Origin of the sequence: Synechococcus sp. BA-120 BA3, assembly GCF_034931285.1 — a bacterium.
Taxonomy (GTDB): Bacteria; Cyanobacteriota; Cyanobacteriia; order PCC-6307; family Cyanobiaceae; genus Cyanobium.
Map to the genome: position 1 here is coordinate 1 of NZ_JAYGHZ010000004.1, position 23,468 is coordinate 23,468.

38 protein-coding genes and 1 tRNA gene are annotated in these 23,468 nt (G+C 69.6%); 33 read left to right on the forward strand and 6 right to left on the reverse strand.

Annotated features, from left to right (window positions below; genetic code table 11):
- From VB737_RS00390 to VB737_RS00400, 3 genes are all read right to left on the reverse strand, one after another.
- Window positions 1-525 (reverse strand): 4Fe-4S binding protein (locus tag VB737_RS00390; protein ID WP_500310196.1); only part of this gene is annotated, 525 nt, incomplete at its 3' end.
- Window positions 526-569: 44 nt separating this feature from the next.
- Window positions 570-1,826, reverse strand: coding sequence for a cation:proton antiporter (locus tag VB737_RS00395; protein ID WP_500310198.1), 1,257 nt, complete (start codon window positions 1,824-1,826; stop codon window positions 570-572).
- A gap of 47 nt (window positions 1,827-1,873) precedes the next feature.
- Window positions 1,874-2,335: an NAD(P)H-quinone oxidoreductase subunit N gene (locus VB737_RS00400; protein ID WP_500310200.1), complete on the reverse strand. Its 462-nt coding sequence runs from the start codon at window positions 2,333-2,335 to the stop codon at window positions 1,874-1,876.
- A 412-nt stretch (window positions 2,336-2,747) separates the two neighbouring features.
- Here VB737_RS00400 and rplC point away from each other — a divergent pair, with 412 nt between their 5' ends.
- The 30 genes from rplC to prfA all read left to right on the forward strand — a co-directional run bounded on the left by rplC (window position 2,748) and on the right by prfA (window position 19,489).
- Window positions 2,748-3,395, forward strand: coding sequence for a 50S ribosomal protein L3 (gene rplC / locus VB737_RS00405; protein WP_500310202.1), 648 nt, complete (start codon window positions 2,748-2,750; stop codon window positions 3,393-3,395).
- An 11-nt stretch (window positions 3,396-3,406) separates the two neighbouring features.
- Window positions 3,407-4,042, forward strand: a complete 636-nt coding sequence (rplD, locus tag VB737_RS00410; RefSeq protein WP_323305746.1) for a 50S ribosomal protein L4 — start codon at window positions 3,407-3,409, stop codon at window positions 4,040-4,042.
- Window positions 4,035-4,337, forward strand: coding sequence for a 50S ribosomal protein L23 (locus VB737_RS00415; RefSeq protein ID WP_015109402.1), 303 nt, complete (start codon window positions 4,035-4,037; stop codon window positions 4,335-4,337). The genes rplD and VB737_RS00415 overlap by 8 nt, the downstream gene beginning before the upstream one ends.
- 15 nt (window positions 4,338-4,352) lie before the next feature.
- Entirely contained in the window at window positions 4,353-5,216 is an 864-nt protein-coding gene (gene rplB, locus VB737_RS00420; RefSeq protein ID WP_094586022.1) for a 50S ribosomal protein L2, read from the forward strand.
- A 35-nt stretch (window positions 5,217-5,251) separates the two neighbouring features.
- Window positions 5,252-5,527: a 30S ribosomal protein S19 gene (gene rpsS, locus VB737_RS00425; RefSeq protein ID WP_015109404.1), complete on the forward strand. Its 276-nt coding sequence runs from the start codon at window positions 5,252-5,254 to the stop codon at window positions 5,525-5,527.
- 4 nt (window positions 5,528-5,531) lie between these two features.
- Window positions 5,532-5,891 (forward strand): 50S ribosomal protein L22, encoded by a 360-nt coding sequence (gene rplV, locus VB737_RS00430; protein ID WP_015109405.1) that lies wholly within the window; start codon window positions 5,532-5,534, stop codon window positions 5,889-5,891.
- Between the two features lie 19 nt (window positions 5,892-5,910).
- Window positions 5,911-6,639, forward strand: a complete 729-nt coding sequence (gene rpsC / locus VB737_RS00435; protein WP_015109406.1) for a 30S ribosomal protein S3 — start codon at window positions 5,911-5,913, stop codon at window positions 6,637-6,639.
- Between the two features lie 16 nt (window positions 6,640-6,655).
- The gene (gene rplP / locus VB737_RS00440; RefSeq protein ID WP_106221673.1) at window positions 6,656-7,114 is read left to right on the forward strand and encodes a 50S ribosomal protein L16; all 459 of its coding nucleotides are present in this window, start codon (window positions 6,656-6,658) and stop codon (window positions 7,112-7,114) included.
- Window positions 7,115-7,116: 2 nt separating this feature from the next.
- Entirely contained in the window at window positions 7,117-7,329 is a 213-nt protein-coding gene (gene rpmC, locus VB737_RS00445; protein WP_159820417.1) for a 50S ribosomal protein L29, read from the forward strand.
- Between the two features lie 16 nt (window positions 7,330-7,345).
- Window positions 7,346-7,597 (forward strand): 30S ribosomal protein S17, encoded by a 252-nt coding sequence (rpsQ, locus tag VB737_RS00450; protein ID WP_015109409.1) that lies wholly within the window; start codon window positions 7,346-7,348, stop codon window positions 7,595-7,597.
- Window positions 7,598-7,607: 10 nt separating this feature from the next.
- Window positions 7,608-7,973, forward strand: coding sequence for a 50S ribosomal protein L14 (gene rplN / locus VB737_RS00455; RefSeq protein WP_006173346.1), 366 nt, complete (start codon window positions 7,608-7,610; stop codon window positions 7,971-7,973).
- 1 nt (window position 7,974) lies between these two features.
- Complete coding sequence (gene rplX / locus VB737_RS00460; protein ID WP_500310208.1) at window positions 7,975-8,331, forward strand: 50S ribosomal protein L24; 357 nt, start codon at window positions 7,975-7,977, stop codon at window positions 8,329-8,331.
- Window positions 8,332-8,453: 122 nt separating this feature from the next.
- Complete coding sequence (gene rplE, locus VB737_RS00465) at window positions 8,454-8,993, forward strand: 50S ribosomal protein L5 (RefSeq protein ID WP_015109412.1); 540 nt, start codon at window positions 8,454-8,456, stop codon at window positions 8,991-8,993.
- 20 nt (window positions 8,994-9,013) lie between these two features.
- Window positions 9,014-9,415 carry a 30S ribosomal protein S8 gene (gene rpsH / locus VB737_RS00470; protein ID WP_015109413.1) on the forward strand — a complete coding sequence of 134 codons (402 nt, stop codon included), beginning with the start codon at window positions 9,014-9,016 and terminating at the stop codon, window positions 9,413-9,415.
- A gap of 16 nt (window positions 9,416-9,431) precedes the next feature.
- Window positions 9,432-9,971 (forward strand): 50S ribosomal protein L6, encoded by a 540-nt coding sequence (gene rplF / locus VB737_RS00475; RefSeq protein ID WP_500310211.1) that lies wholly within the window; start codon window positions 9,432-9,434, stop codon window positions 9,969-9,971.
- A 32-nt stretch (window positions 9,972-10,003) separates the two neighbouring features.
- Entirely contained in the window at window positions 10,004-10,369 is a 366-nt protein-coding gene (gene rplR / locus VB737_RS00480) for a 50S ribosomal protein L18 (protein WP_500310213.1), read from the forward strand.
- Between the two features lie 14 nt (window positions 10,370-10,383).
- A complete protein-coding gene (gene rpsE, locus VB737_RS00485; RefSeq protein ID WP_015109416.1) occupies window positions 10,384-11,049 on the forward strand; it encodes a 30S ribosomal protein S5 in 666 nt (221 codons plus the stop codon).
- An 8-nt stretch (window positions 11,050-11,057) separates the two neighbouring features.
- Entirely contained in the window at window positions 11,058-11,513 is a 456-nt protein-coding gene (rplO, locus tag VB737_RS00490) for a 50S ribosomal protein L15 (protein ID WP_500310215.1), read from the forward strand.
- Window positions 11,514-11,620: 107 nt separating this feature from the next.
- The gene (gene secY, locus VB737_RS00495) at window positions 11,621-12,940 is read left to right on the forward strand and encodes a preprotein translocase subunit SecY (RefSeq protein WP_323206763.1); all 1,320 of its coding nucleotides are present in this window, start codon (window positions 11,621-11,623) and stop codon (window positions 12,938-12,940) included.
- A 24-nt stretch (window positions 12,941-12,964) separates the two neighbouring features.
- A complete protein-coding gene (locus tag VB737_RS00500; protein ID WP_500310217.1) occupies window positions 12,965-13,516 on the forward strand; it encodes an adenylate kinase in 552 nt (183 codons plus the stop codon).
- Window positions 13,517-13,559: 43 nt separating this feature from the next.
- Entirely contained in the window at window positions 13,560-13,673 is a 114-nt protein-coding gene (rpmJ, locus tag VB737_RS00505) for a 50S ribosomal protein L36 (protein WP_006173336.1), read from the forward strand.
- Between the two features lie 66 nt (window positions 13,674-13,739).
- Complete coding sequence (rpsM, locus tag VB737_RS00510; RefSeq protein WP_015109420.1) at window positions 13,740-14,105, forward strand: 30S ribosomal protein S13; 366 nt, start codon at window positions 13,740-13,742, stop codon at window positions 14,103-14,105.
- 171 nt (window positions 14,106-14,276) lie between these two features.
- The gene (gene rpsK, locus VB737_RS00515; RefSeq protein WP_094586009.1) at window positions 14,277-14,669 is read left to right on the forward strand and encodes a 30S ribosomal protein S11; all 393 of its coding nucleotides are present in this window, start codon (window positions 14,277-14,279) and stop codon (window positions 14,667-14,669) included.
- An 82-nt stretch (window positions 14,670-14,751) separates the two neighbouring features.
- Entirely contained in the window at window positions 14,752-15,690 is a 939-nt protein-coding gene (locus VB737_RS00520; RefSeq protein WP_094586008.1) for a DNA-directed RNA polymerase subunit alpha, read from the forward strand.
- 46 nt (window positions 15,691-15,736) lie between these two features.
- Window positions 15,737-16,087, forward strand: a complete 351-nt coding sequence (gene rplQ, locus VB737_RS00525; protein WP_015109423.1) for a 50S ribosomal protein L17 — start codon at window positions 15,737-15,739, stop codon at window positions 16,085-16,087.
- A gap of 10 nt (window positions 16,088-16,097) precedes the next feature.
- A complete protein-coding gene (gene truA / locus VB737_RS00530) occupies window positions 16,098-16,943 on the forward strand; it encodes a tRNA pseudouridine(38-40) synthase TruA (RefSeq protein ID WP_500310235.1) in 846 nt (281 codons plus the stop codon).
- Window positions 16,944-17,089: 146 nt separating this feature from the next.
- On the forward strand, window positions 17,090-17,542 hold the full coding sequence (gene rplM, locus VB737_RS00535) for a 50S ribosomal protein L13 (RefSeq protein ID WP_500310222.1): 453 nt from the start codon (window positions 17,090-17,092) through the stop codon (window positions 17,540-17,542).
- Entirely contained in the window at window positions 17,539-17,946 is a 408-nt protein-coding gene (gene rpsI, locus VB737_RS00540; RefSeq protein ID WP_015109426.1) for a 30S ribosomal protein S9, read from the forward strand. The genes rplM and rpsI overlap by 4 nt, the downstream gene beginning before the upstream one ends.
- Window positions 17,947-17,954: 8 nt before the next feature.
- Entirely contained in the window at window positions 17,955-18,263 is a 309-nt protein-coding gene (gene rpmE, locus VB737_RS00545) for a 50S ribosomal protein L31 (RefSeq protein WP_500310224.1), read from the forward strand.
- 110 nt (window positions 18,264-18,373) lie between these two features.
- Window positions 18,374-19,489, forward strand: coding sequence for a peptide chain release factor 1 (prfA, locus tag VB737_RS00550; protein WP_500310226.1), 1,116 nt, complete (start codon window positions 18,374-18,376; stop codon window positions 19,487-19,489).
- Between the two features lie 34 nt (window positions 19,490-19,523).
- Here the strand turns inward: prfA and VB737_RS00555 are convergent, their stop codons facing one another.
- Entirely contained in the window at window positions 19,524-20,024 is a 501-nt protein-coding gene (locus VB737_RS00555; RefSeq protein WP_500310228.1) for an HNH endonuclease, read from the reverse strand.
- Window positions 20,025-20,098: 74 nt separating this feature from the next.
- Here VB737_RS00555 and alr point away from each other — a divergent pair, with 74 nt between their 5' ends.
- Window positions 20,099-21,298 carry an alanine racemase gene (gene alr / locus VB737_RS00560; protein ID WP_500310230.1) on the forward strand — a complete coding sequence of 400 codons (1,200 nt, stop codon included), beginning with the start codon at window positions 20,099-20,101 and terminating at the stop codon, window positions 21,296-21,298.
- Window positions 21,299-21,316: 18 nt separating this feature from the next.
- A tRNA-Ser gene (locus VB737_RS00565) sits at window positions 21,317-21,405 on the forward strand.
- A 61-nt stretch (window positions 21,406-21,466) separates the two neighbouring features.
- Here VB737_RS00565 and VB737_RS00570 read toward each other — a convergent pair.
- Window positions 21,467-22,117 carry a GAP family protein gene (locus tag VB737_RS00570; protein ID WP_500310232.1) on the reverse strand — a complete coding sequence of 217 codons (651 nt, stop codon included), beginning with the start codon at window positions 22,115-22,117 and terminating at the stop codon, window positions 21,467-21,469.
- Between the two features lie 27 nt (window positions 22,118-22,144).
- Entirely contained in the window at window positions 22,145-23,065 is a 921-nt protein-coding gene (locus tag VB737_RS00575) for a serine hydrolase (protein WP_500310233.1), read from the reverse strand.
- Window positions 23,066-23,282: 217 nt separating this feature from the next.
- Between VB737_RS00575 and VB737_RS00580 the strand changes: the two genes are divergently transcribed.
- Window positions 23,283-23,468, forward strand: a 186-nt coding sequence (locus VB737_RS00580) for a hypothetical protein (protein WP_500310234.1), incomplete at its 3' end; no start/stop codon positions are given.

A 23,468-nucleotide genomic window follows, 5' to 3' on the forward strand; every position in this document is an offset into this window, starting at 1 on the left:
GTGCAGCTCCACAGCGTCGGGGGCCAACTGCGCCAGCAGGGCCCCCACGCCGGCCGCCTCCAGCACCTGGCTGCGCTCCTCGATCAGCCCCAGGGGACAGGCCGGCAGGCAGCGGCCACAGCCGTAGCAGCGCTCCTCCACCACCCCCGTGCCGGCGATCGCCAGGGCGGGGCAGACCCGCTCGCAGGGCCGGGGGCAGGCGGGCGGACAGCGGACCGGATCGAACCAGGCCTTGCGGAAGTGGGGGTCGAGGCCGTCACTGAGGCTGACCATCAGCCATGGGCGGGCCGCGCCCCGGTCCTCGGCCCAGGCGATGCCACGCCGGGCGGCGGCCACCACCGCCGGATCAGCGGCCACATCGATGCAGTGGACCCCGGCCAGGGCGTGGATCCCGGCCAGGTCCTCGATGGCGGCCAGATCCTGGTTGCTGGCCCCGCCGATCAGCTTCACCCAGCCGCCGGCGGCCAGGGCCTGCTCGGGGTCCTGTCGGAGCAGCGGCGCGGGGTCCCTGGGCAAGGCACCCATGGATGGCGCGCGGGGGAGAAGCGATCCTGCCAGCGGCTGGGCCCTCAGCCGGTCCCGGACGGCTCCGGAACGACCTCGGGCTGGGCGAGCCCGAGGCGCTGCACCAGCCAGGGGGCGGTGAACCCCTGCAGGCCCACGGTCATCAGGATGGTCAGGAACACCAGCCCCTTGAGGGTGGCGCCGCCGGGAACCTCGGCCCGGTCGAGTTCGAGGGCGAACAGGCTCACCACCGCCGCGGTGACGATGCCCCGCGGGGCGATCCAGCTCAGCAGGGCCTTCTCCTTCCAGTCGAGGCTGGGCAGGCCGAGGCCCGTCAGCTGGATCAGGGGCCAGCGCACCAGCATCAGGGCCAGCACACAGCCCAGGCCGCCCAGGCCGAGGGGACTCAGCTCGGCCCAGGAGACATCGGCCGCCAGCAGGGGAAACAGCACCGTGATGGCCAGCATGGCCAGCTGGCGGATCAGCTCGTCGAGCTGGGTGGCGGCGGCGTCGAGGCGCAGCCCCACCACCACCCCGGCGCCCACCGCCGCCGGCAGGCCCGACTCCGGCAGCAGCGCCTCACAGCCGCTGAACATCAGGAACAGCACGCCGAGGGTGAGCTGGAGCTCCAGGCCGTTGCCAGCGGCGGCGGGCGCCCCCTCCGAGCCGCGGGACGCCGCCACGCCCCCCAGGCGCCGCAGGGCCTCCGAGAGCAGCAGCCCGGCCAGGCCGCCGAGAACCACCCCGCCCCCCAGGCGCAGCAGCAGCCGGGAGGCCACCTCCTGCCAGCTGCCCAGGTCCCCCAGGGTCACCTGGAGCAGCACCAGACCCAGCACGGCACTGACCGGTTCGAGAATCAGCCCTTCGGCCTCCAGCAGCTGGCCCAGCTTCGGTGCCAGGCGCAGCTGGCGCACCATCGGGGTGACCACCGTGGGGCCGGTGGCCAGGGCGATGGCGCCGTACACCAGCGCCAGGGACCAGGGCAGGCCCGCCAGCACGTGGGCCAGCAGGGCCGCCAGTGGCAGGCCCAGCACCAGCCGCACCAGCACCAGCTGCAGCACCGACCGCTGCAGGTCGCGGCCGGCCAGGCGCAGGTTGAGCCCCCCGTCGAAGAGCACCAGGCTCACCAGCAGACCGACCAGGGGTTCCAGGCCGGCGCCCAGGTTCTCGGGATGGACCAGGTCGAAACCGGCATGGCCCGTGAGCAGGCCGATCGCCAGCAGCAGCACCACCGCCGGCTGGCCGGTGAGCCAGGCGGTGGCCTGGGCCAGGGAGCCGGCGAAGAAGGCCGAACCCCAGATCAATCCGAGCCGCTCACTCAAGGCCCTGGAGTCCGCGGAACGGGCCCAGGCTATGGGGTGAACTCAGCTCAGGCGGCCACGAGCTGCTCAAGGGGCTGCCAGCGCAGAGCCCGGGCGCCGCCCATCTCCACCACCAGCTTCAGGCGCGGTTCGCGGCGGCAGAGCTCGCAGAGGGCGGCCAGCTCGGAGCTGCTCAGCACCTGGCCCTCCAGCAACCACAGGAGCACCGGGCCCTCGCCGGCCAGCGCAGGGCCCAGCTGGGGCATCACCCGCTGCACCTCGCCCACGGCGGCCGCCCGGCCGACACTGTGGTGGCCCAGGTGGGGCGGCCGGATGCCGTGCAGCTGCAGCAGGTAGGCCTCCGGATCCCCGAGCCCGCGGGCGGAGGTGAGATGGGCCCGGTACCCGGCCGCCCGCAGCCGCCGCAACAGCCGCGTCTCGGCGCCGCCCTCCAGGGGAACGAACAGGGCAAGCGCACCGCAGCGCTCCAGCTCGGTGCGGAAACCACGGCCGGTCATCAGCAGGGGCATCGGGAGCGGCAGGCGAATCGGGGCTGAGTCTGGCAGCCGATGAAGGTCCCAGGGGTGGTGGTGCACACCATGGGGTACTGTTGTCTCTTGTGCCGATGATCTGTGCCCGTCCGCTAGCCGGGCCTCCAGAGAACGGTACGGGGTCCGTCAGTGGTGACGAACCCTTCCCGGCCCGTACGACTCCCGCAGCGCTCGTCGCTGTCCGGACCGTCGGGATACTGCCCGAGGCCTCACCGCTTCCGGCAAGTCCCAGCCCCGCTGATTCGCCTCGCTAGCACCTGACCCTCGGGTCGATCTGCGATTCCACGAATTCAGCCCCCCGCCGCCCAGCGGGTCCCCCATGGATGTCGGGTCTCGGCCCGTCGTCCTGGCGGCACGCCGCGGCAGTCCAGCTGGTGTTGTTCTCCCTCCCATGTCCATCGGCATTCTCGGGAAGAAGCTGGGTATGTCCCAGTTCTTCGACGACGAAGGCAAATCCATTCCGGTCACCCTGATCGAAGCGGGTCCCTGCCGCATCACCCAACTCAAGAGCGAAGCCACCGACGGTTACACCGCGGTGCAGCTCGGCTTCGGCGCGACGCGCGACAAGCTCGTCAACAAGCCCGCCAAGGGCCACCTGGCCAAATCCGGTGAGGCGCCCCTGCGGCACCTCAAGGAGTACCGGCTGGAGGCCATCGACGGCCTCGAGCTCGGGGCCGCCGTCACCGTCGGTGACTTCGCCCCCGGCCAGAAGGTCGACGTCAGCGGCGACACGATCGGCCGCGGCTTCTCCGGCTACCAGAAGCGCCACGGCTTCAGCCGCGGTCCGATGAGCCACGGCTCCAAGAACCACCGCGAACCGGGTTCCACCGGCGCCGGCACCACCCCCGGTCGGGTCTACCCCGGCAAGCGGATGGCCGGCCGCTACGGCGGCAAGCAGATCACCACCCGCGGCCTCACCATCCTCAAGGTGGATGCGGAACGCAATCTGCTCGTCGTCAAGGGCTCGGTTCCCGGCAAGCCCGGCGCCCTGCTCGACATCCGCCCGGCCCGGCGGGTGGGCGTCCCCGCAGCGAACTGAGGAGAACACCCATGACTGACTGTGTGATCCGCGACTGGCAAGGCAAGGAGAGCGGCAAGGCTCCCCTCGACCTCAAGGTCGCCAAGGAAACATCCGCCAACGGCCTGCTGCACCGCGCCGTGGTCCGCCAGCTGGCCCACGCCCGTCAGGGCACCGCCAGCACCCTCACCCGGGCCGAAGTGGCCGGCGGCGGCCGCAAGCCCTACAAGCAGAAGGGCACCGGCCGGGCGCGCCAGGGTTCCATCCGCACCCCGCTGCGGCCCGGTGGCGGCGTCATCTTCGGTCCCAAGCCCCGCAGCTATGCGGTGTCGATGAACCGCAAGGAGCGCCGCCTGGCCCTGCGCACCGCCCTGATGAGCCGCGTCGCGGACATCACCGTGGTGAAGGGCTTCGCCGAAGGGCTCGACACCCCCAAGACGAAGGAGATCACCGCCGCCCTGGCCCGCTTCGGCATCGACGCCGGCGCCAAGGTGCTGCTGATCCTCGACGGCGCTTCCGAGGCGGTCTCCCGCTCGGTGCGCAACCTCGAGAAGGTGAAGCTGATCGCCGCCGATCAGCTGAATGTGTTCGATCTGCTCCATGCCAACAAGCTGGTGCTCAGCGAAGAGGCACTGGCGAAGATTCAGGAGGTCTACGGCGATGTCTGAGCGTTTTGCAGGCCGGCTGGCGGACGTGATCCGTCGCCCGCTGATCACCGAGAAGGCCACCCGCGCCATCGAAATCAACCAGTACACCTTCGAGGTGGACCATCGGGCCGCCAAGCCCGACATCAAGGCGGCCGTCGAACATCTGTTCGATGTCAAGGTCGTCGGCGTCAGCACCATGAATCCCCCCCGCCGCACCCGTCGGGTGGGGCGCTTCGCCGGCAAACGCGCCCAGGTGAAGAAAGCGGTGGTGCGCCTTGCCGAAGGCAACGCCATCCAGTTGTTCCCTGAGTCCTGAGGGGTCTTAAACGTCATGGCAATCCGCAACTACAGGCCCAACACCCCCGGCACCCGCACGCTGGTCGTCACTGATTTCAGTGACATCACGGGCAAGAACCGGGAACGGGGCCTGGTGGTGTCCAAGCACCGCCACAAGGGTCGCAACAACCGCGGCGTGATCACCTGCCGCCACCGCGGCGGTGGCCACAAGCGCCTCTACCGCATCGTCGACTTCCGTCGCGACAAGCACGGGGTGAGCGCCAAGGTGGCCGCGATCCACTACGACCCGCACCGCAACGCCCGCCTGGCGCTGCTCTATTACACCGACGGCGAGAAGCGCTACATCCTGGCTCCCGCCAACGTGGCGGTGGGCCAGAGCGTCATCTCCGGCCCCGACGCCCCGATCGAGAACGGCAACGCCCTGCCCCTCTCGGCCATCCCCCTGGGCTCGAGCGTCCACAACGTGGAGCTCTACGCCGGTCGCGGCGGTCAGATGGTCCGCACCGCCGGGGCCAGTGCCCAGGTGGTGGCCAAGGAAGGGGACTACGTCGCCCTCAAGCTGCCCTCCACCGAGGTGCGGCTGGTGCGCCGGGAGTGCTACGCCACCCTCGGTGAGGTGGGCAACGCCGAGCAGCGCAACACCAGCCTGGGCAAGGCCGGCCGCAAGCGCTGGCTGGGCCGCCGTCCGGAAGTGCGCGGCAGCGTCATGAACCCCTGCGACCACCCCCACGGTGGTGGTGAGGGCCGGGCACCGATCGGCCGTTCCGGTCCGGTCACGCCCTGGGGCAAACCCGCCCTGGGCCTCAAGACCCGCAAGCGCAACAAGCCGAGCAACCGGTTCGTGCTGCGGAAACGACGCCGCACCTCCAAACGGAGCCGTGGCGGACGCGACTCCTGATGACCCACACCGCTCTGCTGTTCGCCTGATCCGCCATGGGACGCTCACTCAAGAAAGGCCCGTTCGTCGCCGACCACCTGCTTCGCAAGGTGGAGAAGCAGAACGCTGCCGACGACAAGACCGTGATCAAGACCTGGTCACGGGCCTCCACCATCCTGCCGATGATGATCGGCCACACCATTGCCGTTCACAACGGCAAGGCCCACGTGCCCGTCTACGTGACGGAGCAGATGGTGGGCCACAAGCTGGGCGAATTCGCCCCCACCCGCACGTTCCGCGGTCACATCAAAGACAAGAAGGGAGGCCGCTGATCCGATGGCAACCACCACACCCGACACCCAGGCCCTGGCCCACGGCCGCTTCATCCGCGGTTCCGTGTCCAAGGTGCGCCGGGTTCTCGATCAGATCCGGGGTCGCACCTACCGCGACGCCCTGATCATGCTCGAGTTCATGCCCTACCGCTCCACGGGCCCGATCACCAAGGTGCTCCGCTCCGCGGTCGCCAACGCCGAGCACAACCTCGGCCTCGATCCGGCCACCCTGGTCATCAGCCAGGCCAGCGCCGACATGGGCCCCTCCCTGAAGCGGTTCCGGCCCCGGGCCCAGGGCCGCGCCTACGCCATCAAAAAGCAAACCTGCCACATCAGCATTGCTGTGGCAGCGCCCACCGCCTGACCCCCGAGGACACCGCCCGATGGGACACAAGATCCATCCAACCGGCCTGCGCCTGGGGATCACCCAGGACCACCGCTCCCGCTGGTACGCCCCAAGCAAGACCTACCCCGTCCTCCTTCAGGAGGATGACCGGATCCGGTCGTTCATCAACAAGAAGTACGCCGCCGCCGGCATCAGCGACGTGCTGATCGCCCGTAAGGCCGACCAGCTCGAAGTGGAACTCAAGACCGCCCGTCCGGGCGTTCTCGTGGGCCGCCAGGGCAGCGGCATCGAGGAGCTGCGCACCGGCATCCAGAAGACCCTCGGCGACGCCCACCGTCAGGTGCGCATCAACGTGGTCGAGGTGGAGCGGGTCGACGCCGACGCCTTCCTGCTGGCCGAGTACATCGCCCAGCAGCTGGAGAAGCGGGTGGCCTTCCGGCGCGTCATGCGCATGGCGGTGCAACGCGCCCAGCGGGCCGGGGTGCTGGGTCTCAAGCTCCAGGTGAGCGGGCGCCTCAACGGCGCCGAGATCGCCCGGACGGAGTGGACCCGCGAGGGTCGCGTGCCCCTGCACACGCTCCGCGCCGACATCGACTACGCCACCAAGGTGGCCACCACCACGTACGGGGTGCTGGGCATCAAGGTCTGGGTGTTCAAAGGGGAGGTGCTTCCCGGTCAGCAGGACCAGCTGCCCGTGGGTGGAGCACCGAAACGCCGCGCCAACCGCCGGCCGCAACAGTTCGAAGACCGCTCCAACGAGGAGTGATCAGGAGGCCTGAACCATGCTGAGTCCAAAACGCGTCAAGTTCCGAAAGCAGCAGCGAGGCCGCATGCGCGGCATCGCCACGCGCGGCAACACCATCGCCTTCGGCGATTTCGCCCTGCAGGCCCAGGAGTGCGGGTGGATCACCTCCCGCCAGATCGAGGCCAGCCGCCGTGCCATGACCCGCTACGTCAAGCGGGGCGGGAAGATCTGGATCCGGATCTTCCCCGACAAGCCCGTCACCATGCGGCCGGCCGAAACCCGCATGGGTTCCGGTAAAGGCAACCCGGAATTCTGGGTGGCCGTGATCAAGCCGGGCCGCATTCTCTTCGAGATGGGCGGCCCAGAGATCACCCCCCAGATCGCCAAGGAAGCCATGCGTCTGGCCCAGTACAAACTGCCGGTCAAGACGAAGTTCCTCGCCCTGGCCGATCAGGAGGCTGCCGCCCCCGAACCCGCCCTCGCCGTCGAGTCCTGACCATGGCCCGTCCCACCATCACCGATGTGCGCTCGCTCAGCGACGCCCAGATCGGCGAACAGATCGACGGCGTCCGTCGCGAACTGTTCGACCTCCGCTTCCAGCAGGCCACCCGCCGTCTGGAGCACCCGCACCGCTTCAAGGAAGCCCGCATCAAGCTGGCCCACCTGCTGACGGTGCAGCAGGAGCGTCAGAGCTCCACCGTCGCCTCCTGATTCCCCCTCGATCCCCATGGCACTCAAGGAAAGGGTCGGCACCGTCGTCAGCGACAAGATGGACAAAACGGTGGTGGTGGCGGTGGAAAACCGCTTCCCCCATCCCATCTATCAGAAGACCGTCCGCCGCACCACCCGCTACAAAGCCCACGACGAAGCCAACAGCTGCCGCGTGGGTGACCGGGTCCGGATCACCGAGACCCGCCCCCTCAGCCGCACCAAACGTTGGGCCGTCGCTGAGGTTCTCTCCACCACCAGCGCCGGCTGAGGAACTCCCCATGATTCAGCAGGAAACCTTCCTCAACGTCGCTGACAACAGCGGCGCCAAGCGCATCCAGTGCATCCGGGTGCTCGGCACCAACCGTCGCTACGCCCACGTGGGCGATGTGATCGTGGCCGCCGTCAAGGACGCCATGCCCAACATGGGCGTCAAGAAGTCGGATGTGGTCAAGGCCGTGGTGGTGCGCACCCGGGCCACGCTGCGCCGCGACACCGGCAACGCCATCCGCTTCGACGACAACGCGGCGGTGATCCTGGGGACCGACAACAACCCCAAGGGCACCCGCGTCTTCGGCCCGGTCGCCCGGGAGCTGCGGGAGCGCAACTTCACCAAGATCGTGTCCCTCGCTCCGGAGGTGATCTGAGATGGCCACCGCAACCCCCAAGGCCCGGCCCGTCCAGCGCATCAAGATGCGCATCCGCAAAGGTGACACCGTCCAAGTGATCGCCGGCAAGGACAAGGGCAAGACCGGCGAGGTGCTGCGCACCCTGCCTAACGAGAACCGTGTCGTGGTGCAGGGCGTCAACCTGCGCACCCGCCATGTCAAGCCCACCCAGGAGGGCGAGACCGGCCGCATCGTCACCGAAGAGGCGTCCCTGCATGCCTCCAACGTGATGCTGTACTCCACCGCCAACAAGGTGGCCAGCCGGATGGAGATCGTCGTGCAGGAGGACGGCAGCAAGAAGCGCCGCCTCAAGAAGACCGGGGAGGTGCTCGACTGACCGCCCCCTGCTGCGTCGCCCCCCAAGCACCCCTCGGCGACGCCCCCCACGCTCCGCGTCCCAGCCTCCCTCCCCCGTCCGCCTTCTGACCACGTCCAGAAGCGCCCCCCCATCCCCCCGTCATGTCACTCAAACAGCGCTACCGGGAGACGATCCAGCCCAAGCTGCTGAAGGATCTCAACCTCTCCAACGTCCACGAGGTTCCCAAGGTGGTGAAGGTCACCGTCAACCGGGGCCTCGGTGAAGCCGCCCAGAACGCCAAGGCCCTCGAGGCCTCGATCACCGAACTGGCGACCATCACCGGTCAGAAGGTGGTGGTGACCCGCGCCAAGAAGGCCATCGCCGGCTTCAAGATCCGCCAGGGCATGCCGATCGGCGTGGCCGTCACCCTGCGGGGCGAGCGGATGTATGCCTTCCTGGAGCGTCTCATCCACCTGGCGCTGCCGCGCATCCGCGACTTCCGCGGCGTGAGCCCGAAGAGCTTCGACGGCCGGGGCAACTACACCCTGGGGATCCGGGAGCAGATCATCTTCCCCGAGATCTCCTTCGACAAGATCGATGCCATCCGGGGGATGGACGTCACGATCGTGACCAACGCCCGTAACGACGAAGAGGGCCGGGCCCTCCTCCGCGAAATGGGAATGCCGTTCCGCAATACCTGAGCCCCCTCCCGGACACGACCATGGCCAACCACGACCCGATCTCAGACATGCTCACTCGCCTTCGCAATGCGAGTGAGAAGCGCCACGAGCGCACCAGGATTCCCGCTTCCCGGCTCTCCCGCAGCATCGCCAACGTGCTGCACCAGGAAGGCTTCATCGGCGCCATCGCCGAGGAAGGCGAAGGTGTGCAGCGCCAGCTGGTGCTCGAGCTGAAGTACAGCGGCAAGCACCGCCAGCCGACCATCCGCTCCGTGCAGCGGGTGAGCAAGCCCGGCCTGCGCATCTACAAGAACACCCGCCAGCTGCCCAAGGTGCTGGGCGGCCTCGGCGTGGCGATCATCTCCACCTCCCGGGGTGTGATGAGCGACCGTGATGCCCGCAAGCAGGGCGTCGGCGGCGAAGTGCTCTGCTACGTCTACTGATCCCAGGAGTTGTTCCATGTCTCGTATCGGTAAAGCCCCGATCCCCATCCCCGACAAGGTCACCGTCAGCCTCGACGGCCTTTCGGTCACCGTGAAGGGTCCCAAGGGGGAACTCAGCCGCGTTCTCCCGGAGGGCGTCAGCGTCAGCCAGGAAGGCGGCACGGTGGTGGTGAGTCCCACCAGCAGCCACCGCCGCTCCCGGGAGCGCCACGGCCTCAGCCGCACCCTCGTCGCCAACATGGTGGAAGGGGTCAGCCAGGGCTTCACCCGCAAGCTCGAGATCGTCGGTGTGGGCTACCGCGCCCAGGTCCAGGGGCGCAAGCTCGTGGTCAGCGCCGGCTACAGCCACCCGGTGGAGATGGTCCCCCCCGACGGGGTCACCTTCTCGGTCGAGAACAACACCTCGGTCTTCGTCTCCGGCCCCGACAAGGAGCTGGTGGGCAACGAGGCGGCCAAGATCCGCGGCATCCGTCCGCCCGAGCCCTACAAGGGCAAGGGCATCAAGTACGAAGGTGAGCGGATTCTGCGCAAGGCCGGCAAGACCGGCAAGAAATGAGGTCTGCTCGAGCGTCATCCGTCTGATCCCCCATGTCTTCCCTCTCCCGCAAACAGCAGACCCAGAAGCGTCACCGCCGCCTGCGTCGTCTGCTCTCCGGCACCGCCGACCGTCCCAGGCTGGCCGTGTTCCGCTCCAACAATCACATCTACGCCCAGGTCATCGACGACGACGCCCAGAGCACCCTCTGTGCCGCGTCCACCCTCGACAAGGACCTGCGCACCAGCGTCACGGCGGGCGCCAACTGCGAGGCCTCCATCGCGGTGGGCCAGCTCGTCGCCCAGCGCGCCCTCGCCAAGGGCATCCAGCAGGTGGTCTTCGATCGCGGCGGCAACCTGTACCACGGCAGGGTCAAGGCCCTTGCTGACGCCGCCCGGGAAGCGGGCCTTCAGTTCTGATCCCTGCTCTCACCATGACCGAAACCAACGACCAGATCCAGACCGGCGCCGTGCCTGCGGCCTCCGACGTCCCCGCCGCTGCCGAAGGCCAGCAGGAGCAGCGCCGGGGCGGCGGCGGCGGTGGCCGCGGCGATGCCAAGGGTGACCGACGCGGTGGCGGCGGCCGTGGCCGCGACAACCGCCGCGGCCAGGAACGCGACTCCGAATGGCAGGAGCGGGTGGTTCAGATCCGCCGCGTCTCCAAGACCGTCAAGGGCGGCAAGAAGATGAGCTTCCGGGCCATCGTCGTCGTCGGCAACGAACGCGGCCAGGTGGGCGTGGGCGTCGGCAAGGCCGGCGATGTCATCGGCGCCGTCCGCAAGGGCGTGGCCGACGGCAAGAAGCATCTGGTCAAGGTGCCCCTCACCCGCACCAGCTCGATCCCCACCCTCAGCAACGGCCGCGACGGCGCCGCCAGCGTGCTGATCCGGCCGGCCGCCCCCGGTACCGGGGTGATCGCGGGCGGTTCGATCCGCACCGTGCTCGAACTGGCCGGCATCAAGAACGTGCTGGCGAAACGGCTGGGCTCCAAGACCCCGCTCAACAACGCCCGCGCCGCCATGCAGGCCCTCGAAGGCCTGCGCACCCACAAGGAGACCGCCAAGGAGCGGGGCATCTCCCTCGAGCAGATCTACTCCTGAGGCCCGCCATGACGTCCTTCTCTCTCAACAGTCTCCAGCCCCAGACGGGCTCCCGCCGGCGCAAGCTGCGCAAGGGTCGCGGCATCGCCGCCGGCCAGGGCGCCAGCTGCGGCTTCGGCATGCGCGGCCAGAAGTCCCGCTCCGGCCGGCCCACCCGCCCCGGCTTCGAGGGCGGCCAGATGCCCCTCTACCGCCGGATCCCGAAGCTCAAGCACTTCCCGGTCATCAACCCCACCCACTACACCGTGATCAACGTGTCGCGGCTGGGTGAGTTGAAGGCCGGCAGCACGGTGAGCCTCGACTCCCTCGAGCAGGCGGGTCTGGTCACCAGCCCCCGCTACCCGCTGAAGGTGCTGGGCAACGGCGAACTGACGGTGAAACTGACGGTCCAGGCCGCCGCCTTCACCGCCTCGGCCCGCGCCAAGATCGAAGCCGCCGGCGGCACCTGCGAGATCATCGACTGAGGCCGGGCCCTGCCCTGCCCCCAGCCGCGAGCCGCCTGCCCGTAGCCTTGTGCTGCGGCAGGCGGCTCCGGTCGTAGCGACCCGTTCCCTCCACTCCCGACATCACCATGCTCCTCAGCCGGGGGCGCAATCCGAGCGCCGCTGAAATCCTCGTGCAGCTGGTCCAGTCGAAGGGCCTGCGGGACCGGGTGCTCACCACCCTGGGCCTGCTGCTGCTGGTGCGACTCGGCATCTACATCCCGGTGCCCGGCATCGACCGGGTCGCCTTCCAGGACTTCATCCGCCAGGGGGGCCAGCTGATCGGCTTCCTCGACATCTTCACCGGCGGTGGCCTGTCGACCCTGGGCGTGTTCGCCCTGGGCATCCTGCCCTTCATCAACGCCTCGATCATCATCCAGCTGATGACGGCGGCCCTGCCCCAGCTCGAGGAGCTGCAGAAGAACGAAGGGGAGGCGGGGCGCCGCAAGCTGGCCCAGATCACCCGCTACGTGGCCCTCGGCTGGGGCATCCTCCAGAGCATCGTCTTCGCCCTGATCCTGCGCCAGTACGCCCTGCCCGGCCTGCCGGACTGGCTGTTCGTCGTCCAGACGAGCCTGGCCCTGGTGACCGGCTCGATGGTGGTGATGTGGATCAGCGAGGTGATCACCGAACGGGGCATCGGCCAGGGGGCCTCCCTGGTGATCTTCATCAACATCGTCGCCACCCTGCCCAAGGCGCTGGGCTCCACCATCCAGCTGGCCCAGAGCGGTGACCGCGCCACGGTGGGCGGCATCGTCGTGCTGGTGCTGGTCTTCCTGGTGACGATCGTCGGCATCATCTTCCTGCAGGAGGGCAGCCGCCGCATCCCGATCGTCAGTGCCAAGCGCCAGGTGGGCGGGGCCAGCACCCTGGCCTCCCGCCAGAGCTACCTGCCCCTGAAGCTCAACGCCGGCGGCGTGATGCCGATCATCTTCGCCTCGGCGGTGGTCTTCCTGCCGCTGACGATCGCCAACCTGACCAAGAGCCCCTGGCTGATCCGGGTGGCGGGCTACCTCAACCCCACCAGCAGCACCCCCTGGCTGTACGCCCTGGTGTACTTCGCCCTGATCTGCGGCTTCGCCTTCTTCTACGCCTCCCTCACCGTCAACCCGGTGGACATCGCCACCAACCTCAAGCGCTCCGGCGTCGCCATCCCCGGGGTTCGGCCGGGCTCGGCCACCGCCGACTACCTCTCGGGCGTCTCCAACCGGCTCACCCTGCTGGGGGGCCTGTTCCTCGGTGCCATCGCCATCATCCCCTCGGCCGTCGAAGGCGCCACCCAGGTGCGCACGTTCCAGGGTCTCGGGGCCACCTCCCTGCTGATCCTGGTGGGCGTGGCCATCGACACCGCCAAGCAGGTCCAGACCTACGTGATCTCCCAGCGCTACGAAGGACTGGTCCGCCAGTAGGCCCATTCCCCCGTTTCCCTTCCCATGAAACAGCGACTCCTCTTCCTCGGTCCCCCCGGCGCCGGCAAAGGCACCCAGGCCGAACTCCTGGCCGAACGCCACGGGCTGCTGCATCTCTCCACCGGCGAACTGCTGCGGGCCGAGGTCAAGGCCGGCACAGCCCTGGGCCAGGAGGCGGAGGCGGTGATGGCCCGCGGCGAGCTGGTGAGCGACGCCCTGGTGCTGGCGATCGTGCGCAGCCGCCTGGAGGGGCACACGGGCGGCTGGCTCCTGGACGGCTTCCCCCGCAACCTCGCCCAGGCCGAGGCCCTTGACGGCCTGCTGGCGGAGCTCGACCAGCGCATCGAACGGGTGCTGCTGCTGGAGCTGGAGGACGGTGTGCTGATCCAGCGCCTGCTCTCCCGCGGCCGGGCCGACGACAACGAAGCGGTGATCCGCAACCGCCTGGTGGTGTACCAGGAGCAGACCGCGCCCCTGATCGACCACTACCGCCAGCTGGGCCTGCTGGCCCCTGTGGAGGCTTCCGGCACCGTGGAGGAGATCGCAGCGAGGATCGTAGCCAGCTTGACGGAATGATGTGATAAGGTAGCTGTTTGCAAATTCGGAGAGCACAACGCCCATGAAGGTGCGTGCCTCAGTCAAGAAGATGTGCGACAAGTGCCGGGTGATCCGTCGCCACGGCCGGGTCATGGTGATCTGCACCAACCCGAAGCACAAGCAGCGTCAGGGTTGACCCCCCACGCTTCCACGGCGGCCGCCTTCGGCCGCCACCCCCTCTGCCCTCTGATCGTTTCCTGACGTGGCTCGGATCGCCGGTGTCGATATCCCTCGTGACAAGAGGGTTGAGATCTCACTCACTTACGTGTATGGGATCGGGCTCACCAGGGCCCGCAAGATTCTTGCCAAGTCGGGGGTCAACCCCGACATCCGGGTGAAGGACCTCAGCGACGGCGACGTGCAGAAGCTGCGCGGCGCCGCCGACTCCTTCGTCCTCGAGGGCGACCTGCGGCGCGAGGAGGGCATGGCCCTCAAGCGCCTCCAGGACATCGGCTGCCTGCGGGGTCGCCGCCACCGCATGGGCCTGCCCGTGCGCGGCCAGCGCACCCGCACCAACGCCCGCACCCGTCGCGGCGCCCGCAAGACCGTCGCCGGCAAGAAGAAGTGAGCGGCGGGCCCTCGGGCCCGTCCTCCCTTCCCTGCCTGCACCGCTCCATGGCCCTGGGCTCCTCGCGGCCGCCCATCGCCTCCAGTCCCGCCGCCCTCCCTCTGCGGAGGTCGTCACCGGGATTCCCCCCCAGTCCTCCGATCACCTCCCCGCAGCCGCGGGGTCACCGCCATGGCCAAACCAGCCAAGAAGACCGGCCCCAAGAAGGCCAAGCGCAACGTGCCCAATGGCGTCGCGCACATCCAGAGCACCTTCAACAACACGATCGTCTCCATCACCGACACCGCCGGTGAGGTGGTGAGCTGGTCGTCGGCCGGCGCCAGCGGCTTCAAGGGAGCCCGCAAGGGCACCCCCTTCGCCGCCCAGACCGCCGCCGAAGCCGCCGCCCGTCGCGCCCTCGAGCAGGGCATGCGTCAGATCGAAGTGCTGGTGCGCGGCCCTGGTTCCGGCCGGGAAACCGCCATCCGCGCCCTCCAGGTGGCGGGTCTCGAGATCACCCTGATCCGCGACGTCACCCCCCTGCCCCACAACGGCTGCCGCCGGGCCAAGCGCCGCCGGGTCTGAGTCCCCGGAGCTCCTCCGGCCTCCGTCCCGCCTTTCCCGGGCCGCCATCGCGGCCACCGTTCCCTTTTCACCTCCTCAGACCGTGTTGCACTACCAGATCGATCGGGTCGAGCACCAGGTCGCCGACGACCGTTCCCAGACGGGCGTCTTCCTGATCGGCCCCCTGGACCGGGGTCAGGCGACCACCCTCGGCAACGCCCTGCGGCGCGTGCTGATCGGTGGTCTCGAGGGAAGCGCCATCACGGCGGTGCGTCTCTCCGGGGTCAACCACGAGTACGCCACGGTGCCCGGCGTGCGCGAGGACGTGCTCGACATCCTTCTCAACTGCAAGTCGGTGCCGGTCAACAGCCGCAGCCGCGACCTGGAGATCGGCCGTCTGATGGTCAACGGCCCGGCCAGGGTCACCGCCTCGGATCTGCAGTTCTCCCCCCAGGTGCAGGTGATCGACGGCGATCGGGAGATCGCCACCGTGGCCGAGGGCCACAGCCTGGAGATGGAGGTCCACGTCGAGCGCGGCGTGGGTTACCGGCCGGTGGATCGCCACAACGAGGACACCTCCGCCATCGATCTGCTGCAGATCGACGCCGTGTTCATGCCCGTCCGCCGGGTCAACTACACCGTCGATGAGACGGCTGTCGGCGAGGGGGGTTCGGCCCACGAGCGCCTGCGCATCGAGATCGAGACCAACGGCAGCGTCACCCCCGACGACGCCATGGCCCAGGCTGCCAACCAGCTGATCAGCCTGTTCCAGCCCCTGGCCACCCTCACCATGACCGAGGAGCCCGGCCTGGAGCCCGAGCCTTCGGCCGAGGCCCAGATTCCCCTGGAGGAGCTGAACCTCTCCGTGCGCGCCTACAACTGCCTCAAGCGCGCCCAGGTCAACTCCGTCTCCGACCTCATGGGCTTCAGTTACGAAGACCTGCTGGAGATCAAGAACTTCGGTTCCAAGTCCGCCGACGAGGTGATCGAGGCTCTCGAGAGGATCGGCATCTCCCTGCCCCAGAGCCGCACCAGCGGCTGAAAGGCGGTTTCCCCTTCCCCGTTTCGCCACCCGCCCCGTCCCCACCATGCGACACCAGTGCCGAGTCCCCCTGCTGGGACGCCCCGCCGACCAACGCAAGGCCATGCTGCGTGGTCTCACCACCCAGCTCATCCGTGAAGGCCGCGTCACCACCACCAAGGCCCGGGCCAAGGCCCTGCGTGATGAAGCCGAGCGCATGATCACCCTGGCCAAGGACGGCACCCTCGCCGCCCGCCGCCGCGCCATCGGCTACATCTACGACAAGCAGCTGGTGCACGCCCTGTTCGACAAGGCCCAGGACCGCTACGGCGATCGCCAGGGTGGCTACACCCGCATCATCCGCACGGTCCGCCGCCGGGGCGACAACGCCGAGATGGCCATCATCGAGCTGGTCTGAACCGACGGGTCTGAAACGAATCGCCCTCGCGCTGCAGTACGACGGGTCCGCCTTCCACGGCTGGCAGCGGCAGGCCCACCATCTCAGCGTCCAGGAAACCCTGGAGGCCGCCATCGAGGCCCTCGACCCGCACCGGCCCGTCCGGTCCGTGGCCGCGGGCCGCACCGACACCGGCGTCCATGCCGCCGCCCAGGTGGTGCACTTCGATGCCATCGGCCCCATCCCCGTGACCCGCTGGGCCAAGGCCCTCAACGGCCGCCTGCCGCCCACGGTCCGGGTGAGGGCCGCCGCCGAGGTGCCCCCTGAGTGGCACGCCTGCTTCAACGCCACCTACCGGCGCTACCGCTACACGATCCACAACGCCCGCACCCCCAACCTCTTCCTCGCCCCCTGGAGCTGGCACCGCTACCAGTGGCGCCTGGATGAGGCTCGGATGGCCGGGTGCCTCGAGGCCCTCCTGGGCGAGCACGATTTCTCCGCCTTCCAGCGGGCGGGCAGCCGCCGCGCCCATGCCCGCACCACCTTGCAGGAGGTGCGGGTCGAGCGCTGCGGCGATCTGCTGGTCACCGAGGTGCAGGCCAGCGGCTTCCTCTACGGCATGGTGCGCCTGCTGATGGGCCAGCTGGTGGCGGTGGGGGAGGGTCGCCTGGCGGCTGAGGAGTTTCTGCACCGCTGGCGCAGCGGCGCCCGCCACGCCGTCAAGGAGGCCGCACCGCCCCAGGGCCTCTGCCTGCTGCGGGTGGGCTATCCGGAGCCAATGTTCCCTGAGGCCTCCTGGTATGATTGTCAACCGCGATTTCTGTTGGATTCGCGCGATCCTCCCGCCGATCCCTTCGGCGACGAACCGATCGGCTGAGTGCCCTGCAGGGAGCCCCAACCGGTGGCCCCAGGCTGACGGCACTTCTCCGAATTCGCCGGTTCCGGCGACACGGTAGGGTCGATTCTTCCTGTCCCGACCCATCCGGCTGCGATGGGCTCACCCCAAACCGGCCCGCCGGCGCGATGAACAAGACAACCCCACCCTCCATCGATTCGCTCGAGCGCCAGTGGTATCTGGTCGACGCAGCGGACCAGACCCTCGGCCGTCTCGCCAGTGAAGTGGCGCAGGTGCTGCGCGGCAAGAACAAGCCCACCTTCACGCCCCACCTCGACACGGGCGACTTCGTGGTGGTGATCAACGCCGACAAGGTGCGCGTCAGCGGCAACAAGGCCACCCAGAAGATCTATCGGCGCCACTCGGGTCGTCCCGGCGGCATGAAGACCGAAACCTTCGAGCACCTGCAGGCCCGCCTGCCGGAGCGGATCGTCGAGAAGGCCATCAAGGGCATGCTTCCCCACAACGCCCTGGGCCGCCAGCTGTTCCGCAAGCTGAAGGTCTACAAGGGTGCCGAGCATCCCCACGCCGCCCAGCAGCCCCAGCCCCTCGCCCTCGATCCCGCCGCCGCCGCCCAATGACCAGCACCTCCAACCGCGTCGTCTACTGGGGCACCGGCCGTCGCAAGACCGCCGTCGCCCGTGTGCGGGTGGTCCCCGGCAGCGGCAGCGTCACCATCAACGGCCGCCCCGGCGACAACTACCTCAACTACAACCCCGTCTACCTGGCGGCGGTCAAGGCTCCCCTGCAGACCCTGGGTCTGGAAGCCCAGTACGACCTCCTGGTCAACGTGCGCGGCGGCGGTCTCACCGGCCAGGCCGATGCCATCAAGCAGGGTGCGGCCCGCGCCCTGTGCGATCTCTCCCCCGACAACCGCAAGCCCCTCAAGATCGAAGGCCACCTGAGCCGCGATCCCCGGGCCAAGGAGCGTCGCAAGTACGGCCTCAAGAAAGCCCGCAAGGCTCCCCAGTTCTCCAAGCGCTGATTCCCGTCATGCCGAAAGCCGACATCCATCCCACCTGGTATCCGGACGCCAAGGTGATCTGCAACGGAGAGGTGGTGATGACCACCGGCTCCACCCAGCCCGAGATCACGGTCGACGTGTGGAGCGGCAACCACCCCTTCTACACGGGCACCCAGAAGATCCTCGACACCGAGGGCCGGGTCGACCGCTTCATGCGCAAGTACGGCATGGGCAGCGCCGATTCCGCTTCGGGGGCCAAGAAGGCCGCCAAGGCCACCGAGAAGGTCTCCGAAGCCGCCGCCACCCCGGCGGAAGCGGCGGCGGCCTCCGAAGCCTGACGCGTCTCTCGGCCTGAGCGACCGCTCGGCCCTCCGGACCTCTGGGAGGTCCGGTTCTGCCTTGGCCGGGTGCCTGACGCACCCGGCCCTTTTTGTTGCCGGTGCCCCCCATGGATTCCGAGCTGCTGCAATCCCGGCTGGACACCGCCTGCCGCACCTTCCAGACCCTGGAGCGCCAGCTGGCGGATCCAGAGGTGGCCTCCGATCCGGCCCGCCTGCAGGCGATCGCCCGGGAACGGGCGCGGCTGGAGCCCCTGGTCAACGACTACCAGCGGCTGCGCAAGCTGGAGCAGGAACGGGAGGAGGCCCGTGCCCTGCTGCGGGCCCACCGCGACGACCCCGCCGGCGAGGAACTGGCGGCCATGGCCAGCGAGGAGCTGGTCAGCCTCGAGGGGCAGATCGGCGCCCTCAACGAGCGCCTCACCCTGGGCTTGCTGCCCTCGGATCCCCGCGACGAGCGCAGCGTGATGCTGGAGATCCGCGCCGGTGCCGGCGGCGATGAGGCCAGCCTCTGGGCGGGAGATCTGGCCCGCATGTACGAGCGCTACGCCCAGGGCCAGGGCTGGCAGGTGCAACCCGTCAGTGCCTCGGAGGCCGACCTCGGGGGCTACAAGGAGCTGATCCTCGCGATCCGCGGCGACGGGGTCTACAGCCGGCTCAAGTTCGAGGCGGGGGTGCATCGCGTCCAGCGGGTCCCGGCCACCGAATCCCAGGGGCGGGTGCACACCTCCACCGCCACCGTGGCGGTGATGCCGGAGGCCGATCCGGTGGAGGTGCAGATCGATCCCGGGGATCTGGAGATCAGCACGGCCCGCTCCGGCGGCGCCGGCGGCCAGAACGTCAACAAGGTGGAGACGGCGGTCGACCTGCTGCACAAGCCCACCGGCATCCGGGTGTTCTGCACCCAGGAGCGCTCCCAGCTGCAGAACCGCGAGCGGGCCATGGAGATCCTGCGGGCCAAGCTCTACGAGCGCCAGCTGGCCGAAGCCAACGCCGCCGAGCGTTCCGTGCGCCGCGCCCAGGTGGGCAGCGGCGACCGCAGCGAGAAGATCCGCACCTACAACGCCAAGGACAACCGGGTGACCGACCACCGTCTGGGGCGGAACTTCTCCCTCGAGCCCGTGCTGGCCGGCCAGATCGACGACCTGATCGGGGCCTGCATCGCCGAGGAGCAGCGGCAGGGGCTGGAGGCCCTCGCCCTCGAGGCCACCGGAACCGGGGGATGAAGATCCGATGGGGCCAGTGACGACGGGGGGCGGATCAGGCGCCGATCACGTACTTGGCCCACTCCTGGTGCTGGCCGGAGCGGATGCGCCGGTTGGCCTCGAAGCTCAGGCTGCCCAGGGGCCGGCGGGGCTCCCGGGCCAGGGGCATCCCCGCCTCCCGCGGGGTGCGGTTGCCCTTGCGCACGTTGCAGGGCAGGCAGGCGGTGGTGACGTTCTCCCAGACATCGGTGCCGCCCCGGCTGCGGGGCACCACATGGTCGATGGAGAGCTGCTCACCGGTGTAGCCGCAGTACTGGCAGGCGTGGCCGTCGCGATGGAAGACATTGCGGCGGGTGAGGGGGAGCGGCTTGTAGGGCACCCGCACGAACTGGCGCAGCCGGATCACCGTGGGCAGGAAATGGTCCGGACGGATCGCCCGCTCGGGGTCGTGCTCGAGCCCCTCGGCCTTCCCCTTGAGCAGCATCACCATGGCGCGCCGCCAGGTGGTGATGTTCAGCGGTTCGTAGGACGCATTCAGAACGAGTACGTGGCCCATTCCCGTCCGCTGGATACGCGGCATGCTAACGGGATTCCCATGATTTCCATGGTTCACTCGCACCGGCGTCGCCCATGACCACCGCTTCGCTTGCCGGCACCGGTGCGACCGAGGAGACCCACCAGTCGCGGCAGCGGGCCTGGGTGGAGGTGAACACCGCGGCCATCCAGGCCAACGTGCGGGCCCTGCAGCGCCACGTCGGCCCGGCCACCCAGCTGATGGCGGTGGTCAAGGCCGACGCCTACGGCCACGGCGCCCTGACGGTGGCCCGCGCCTCCCTGGAGGCGGGGGCGGCCTGTTTCGGGGTCGCCACCCTGGCCGAAGGGCTGCAGCTGCGCCGCGCCGGCATCTCCGCTCCGGTGCTGGTGCTCGGCAACCTCACCCAGCCCGAGGAGCTGCGCAGCTGCCTGCGCTGGCAGCTGATGCCCACCCTCAGCAGCATGCGGGAAGCCCTGCTCTGCCAGAACCTGGCCAGCGGCAGCGGCCGCCCCATGCCCGTGCAGCTGAAGCTGGACACCGGCATGGCCCGCCTCGGCGCCGACTGGCAGGAGGGACCGCGGCTGGTGGCGGCCCTGCAGGGCATGGAGGCCCTTGAGCTGGCGGGCCTCTACTCCCATCTGGCCTGCGCCGATGCCACTCCTGGGGAGGACGACGGCCTCAACGCGCTCCAGCAGCAGCGCTTCGAGACGGTCCTCACGAGCCTGGCCGAGCAGGGCCTGGGGGCCGGTTGCCGTCATCTGGCCAATTCGGCGGCCACCCTGCGCGGACACGCCCAGCACTACGACCTGGTCCGGGTGGGGCTGGCCCTCTACGGCCAGCCGCCGGCGGCCCACCTGGCCGGGGTGGTGCCCCTGCGGCCCGCCCTGCAGATCCACGCCCGCGTCACCCTTCTGCGCCAGGTGGGGGCGGGGGTCGGCGTCAGCTATGGCCACCGCTACCGCACCAGCCGGCCCAGCCGCCTGGCGGTGGTGTCGATCGGCTACGCCGATGGGGTGCCCCGCCAGCTCTCCAACCGCATGGACGTCCTCTTCGACGGCCGGCGCCTGCCCCAGGTGGGCGCCATCACCATGGACCAGCTGGTGATCGACGCCACCGACGCCCCCGGGATCGAGGTGGGCAGCATGGTCACCCTGCTGGGCGACCAGGAGGGGGAGACGATCAGCCCCCTCGACTGGAGCGAGCGCTGCGGCACCATCCCCTGGGAGATCCTCTGCGGCTTCAAGCACCGCCTGCCCCGTCTGGCCGTGCCTCCGGGGCCCGAGTCCGAGCCCTGATAAGCTCGCTTCGCCACTGGAGAGGTGGCTGAGTGGTTGAAAGCGGCTCCCTGCTAAGGAGTTACAGGAGGCAACTTCTGTCGAGGGTTCGAATCCCTCCCTCTCCGTTCCAGGCCCATCCGTGGGCCCGACCCCCAGGCCCACCCGGGCCCCCGTCGCCAGGTCCGCTCAGAGCCTGGCGACACCGCTCCAGCCGAGATAAGCCGCGAAGCCAAAGCAGAGTCCTCCGTTGATCCGGCCCTGATGGGCCAGGGTCCAGTGGGAGAGCTGCTCGAGGCGGGCCCGACCCCAGGCCCCCGTGAGCACCAGGACCACCGGTGGCAGCAGCGACGGCGCCAGGGTGACCAGGCTCACCAGCAGCACCAGGGCGGCCAGGGGGCCCGCCGCCAGGCCGGAGCGGGCCAGGTCCTGCAGCGCCGGCAGGTAGAGCACCAGGGAGGTGAGGTTGCCGGCCATCAGGGCGATTCCCAGCCCGAAGGATCGGGCCAGGGACTGGCCCCCCGGGGCTGGGGAGGCCGTTGGGCTCTCGCGGTGCAGGGCCCGGGCACCGATGGCGAGCAGCACGGCGGCCAGGACCAGCCGGACGCCGGCAGACACCGGATCGGCGCCGGCGTCGGGGCGCGAGGGCAGGGATCCCCCCGAGCCGAGCCCCACCAGCGCCCAGCCCACCACCACGACAGCGTTGCCGGCGACGTAGGCCCAGCTCTGGCGCACGCCGGACCCCGGAGCGGTGAGGGTGCGCATCTGTCCCACCAGCAGCATCGGGCTCACCGCCGCCCCCAGGGCGAGGGGAACCACATCGAGGGGCGGGGACGTCACGGGGGCGGGGCCGTCAGCGGGGCAGGGTCAGGCGGCCAGCAGGGCGGCGGCGATGGCCGGCAGCAGGGTCTCGTCGGCGGCCCGCACCCGACCCTCGCTGAAGACCACCAGCAGCATCGGCGCCCTCCCGTCCACCTCCACGTAGGCGGCGTCATGGCGCGCCTGGCTCATCCAGCCGGCCTTGCTCCACAGCCGGGCCCCCTCGGGCAGGCCGGCCCCGAGGAAGCCATCCACCTGGTTCTCGGGATCGGCGGCCCGGGCCTGGGCGTCGAGGGAGCGGTGCAGCAGCGCCGTCATGCGGCGACAGGCCGGGGGGGAGACCGCCGCGCCGGCCATCACGGCGTGCAGCAGGCGGGCCGTGACATCGGTGCTGAGGCGGTTGCGGTTCTCCAGCTGGGGGCCGTAGAAGTCGCGTTCACGGCCATAGGGGCCCTCCGCCCAGGTCTTCTGGCAGGCGTTCACCCCCGCCACCTCGCTCCAGCCGAGGCGGGCCAGCCAGTCGTTGACCAGCTGGCGCTGGCGGCACCAGGCGGCCTGGCGCTCCGGCGGCAGGGACGGACCGCTGGTGGTGCCGCTGAGCAGGTCCATCACCAGGCTGGTGGCGTCGTTGCCCGAATCGCGCACCATGTCGGCCAGGGCCCGGCGCAGCTCCGGCCCATCCTCGATCAGCTGGCGCTGCAGCCAGGCTTCGGCCGCCACCAGATAGACCAGCTTCACCACGCTGGCGGGATAGCGGGGCGTCGGACCCGCCCAGGAGGCGCCGGCCACCGTCCGGCCCCAGAACTCCTCCTGGCCCAGGCCCTCGGCCGCGCCCACCAGGGAATCGCCATAGCGGAGCCAGGTGACGGAGATCTGCTCCCCCAGCCCCGGGCGCCCCTCCGCCTCCAGTCGGCCGATCAGCTGGCGGAGGGCCTCGCCCATGGCCGGATCCGGGCTGTAGAACGCCATCAGCGGCGGCACCTTGCTGGGCGCATTCGATCCCGTCTCGCTGCGACTGACCGACTGAACTTCCCATCGGATATGGCGCACCTGTTGCCGCTACGTCACCGCCGGGTCGGAATAACGCTTGAACCTGTGCGGCCTTTTCGCCACATCGACCAAGCGCGGCCGTTCGGCCTGTGCGCGTTCATTCCGGTCCATCCGCCACAAAGGCACGCCCAAGTCTATGCCCAGCTCCGCCGACCTGTCAGAAACCGAACTCGCCAGCCTGTTGTGCTCGCGGCTGTGCCATGACCTGCTGAGCCCGATCGGGGCGATGAACAACGGGCTTGAGCTGCTTGCCGACGAAACCGATCCTGAGATGCGCGCGCGCTGGATCGAGCTGCTGACCGACAGCGCACGGTCCTCAGCC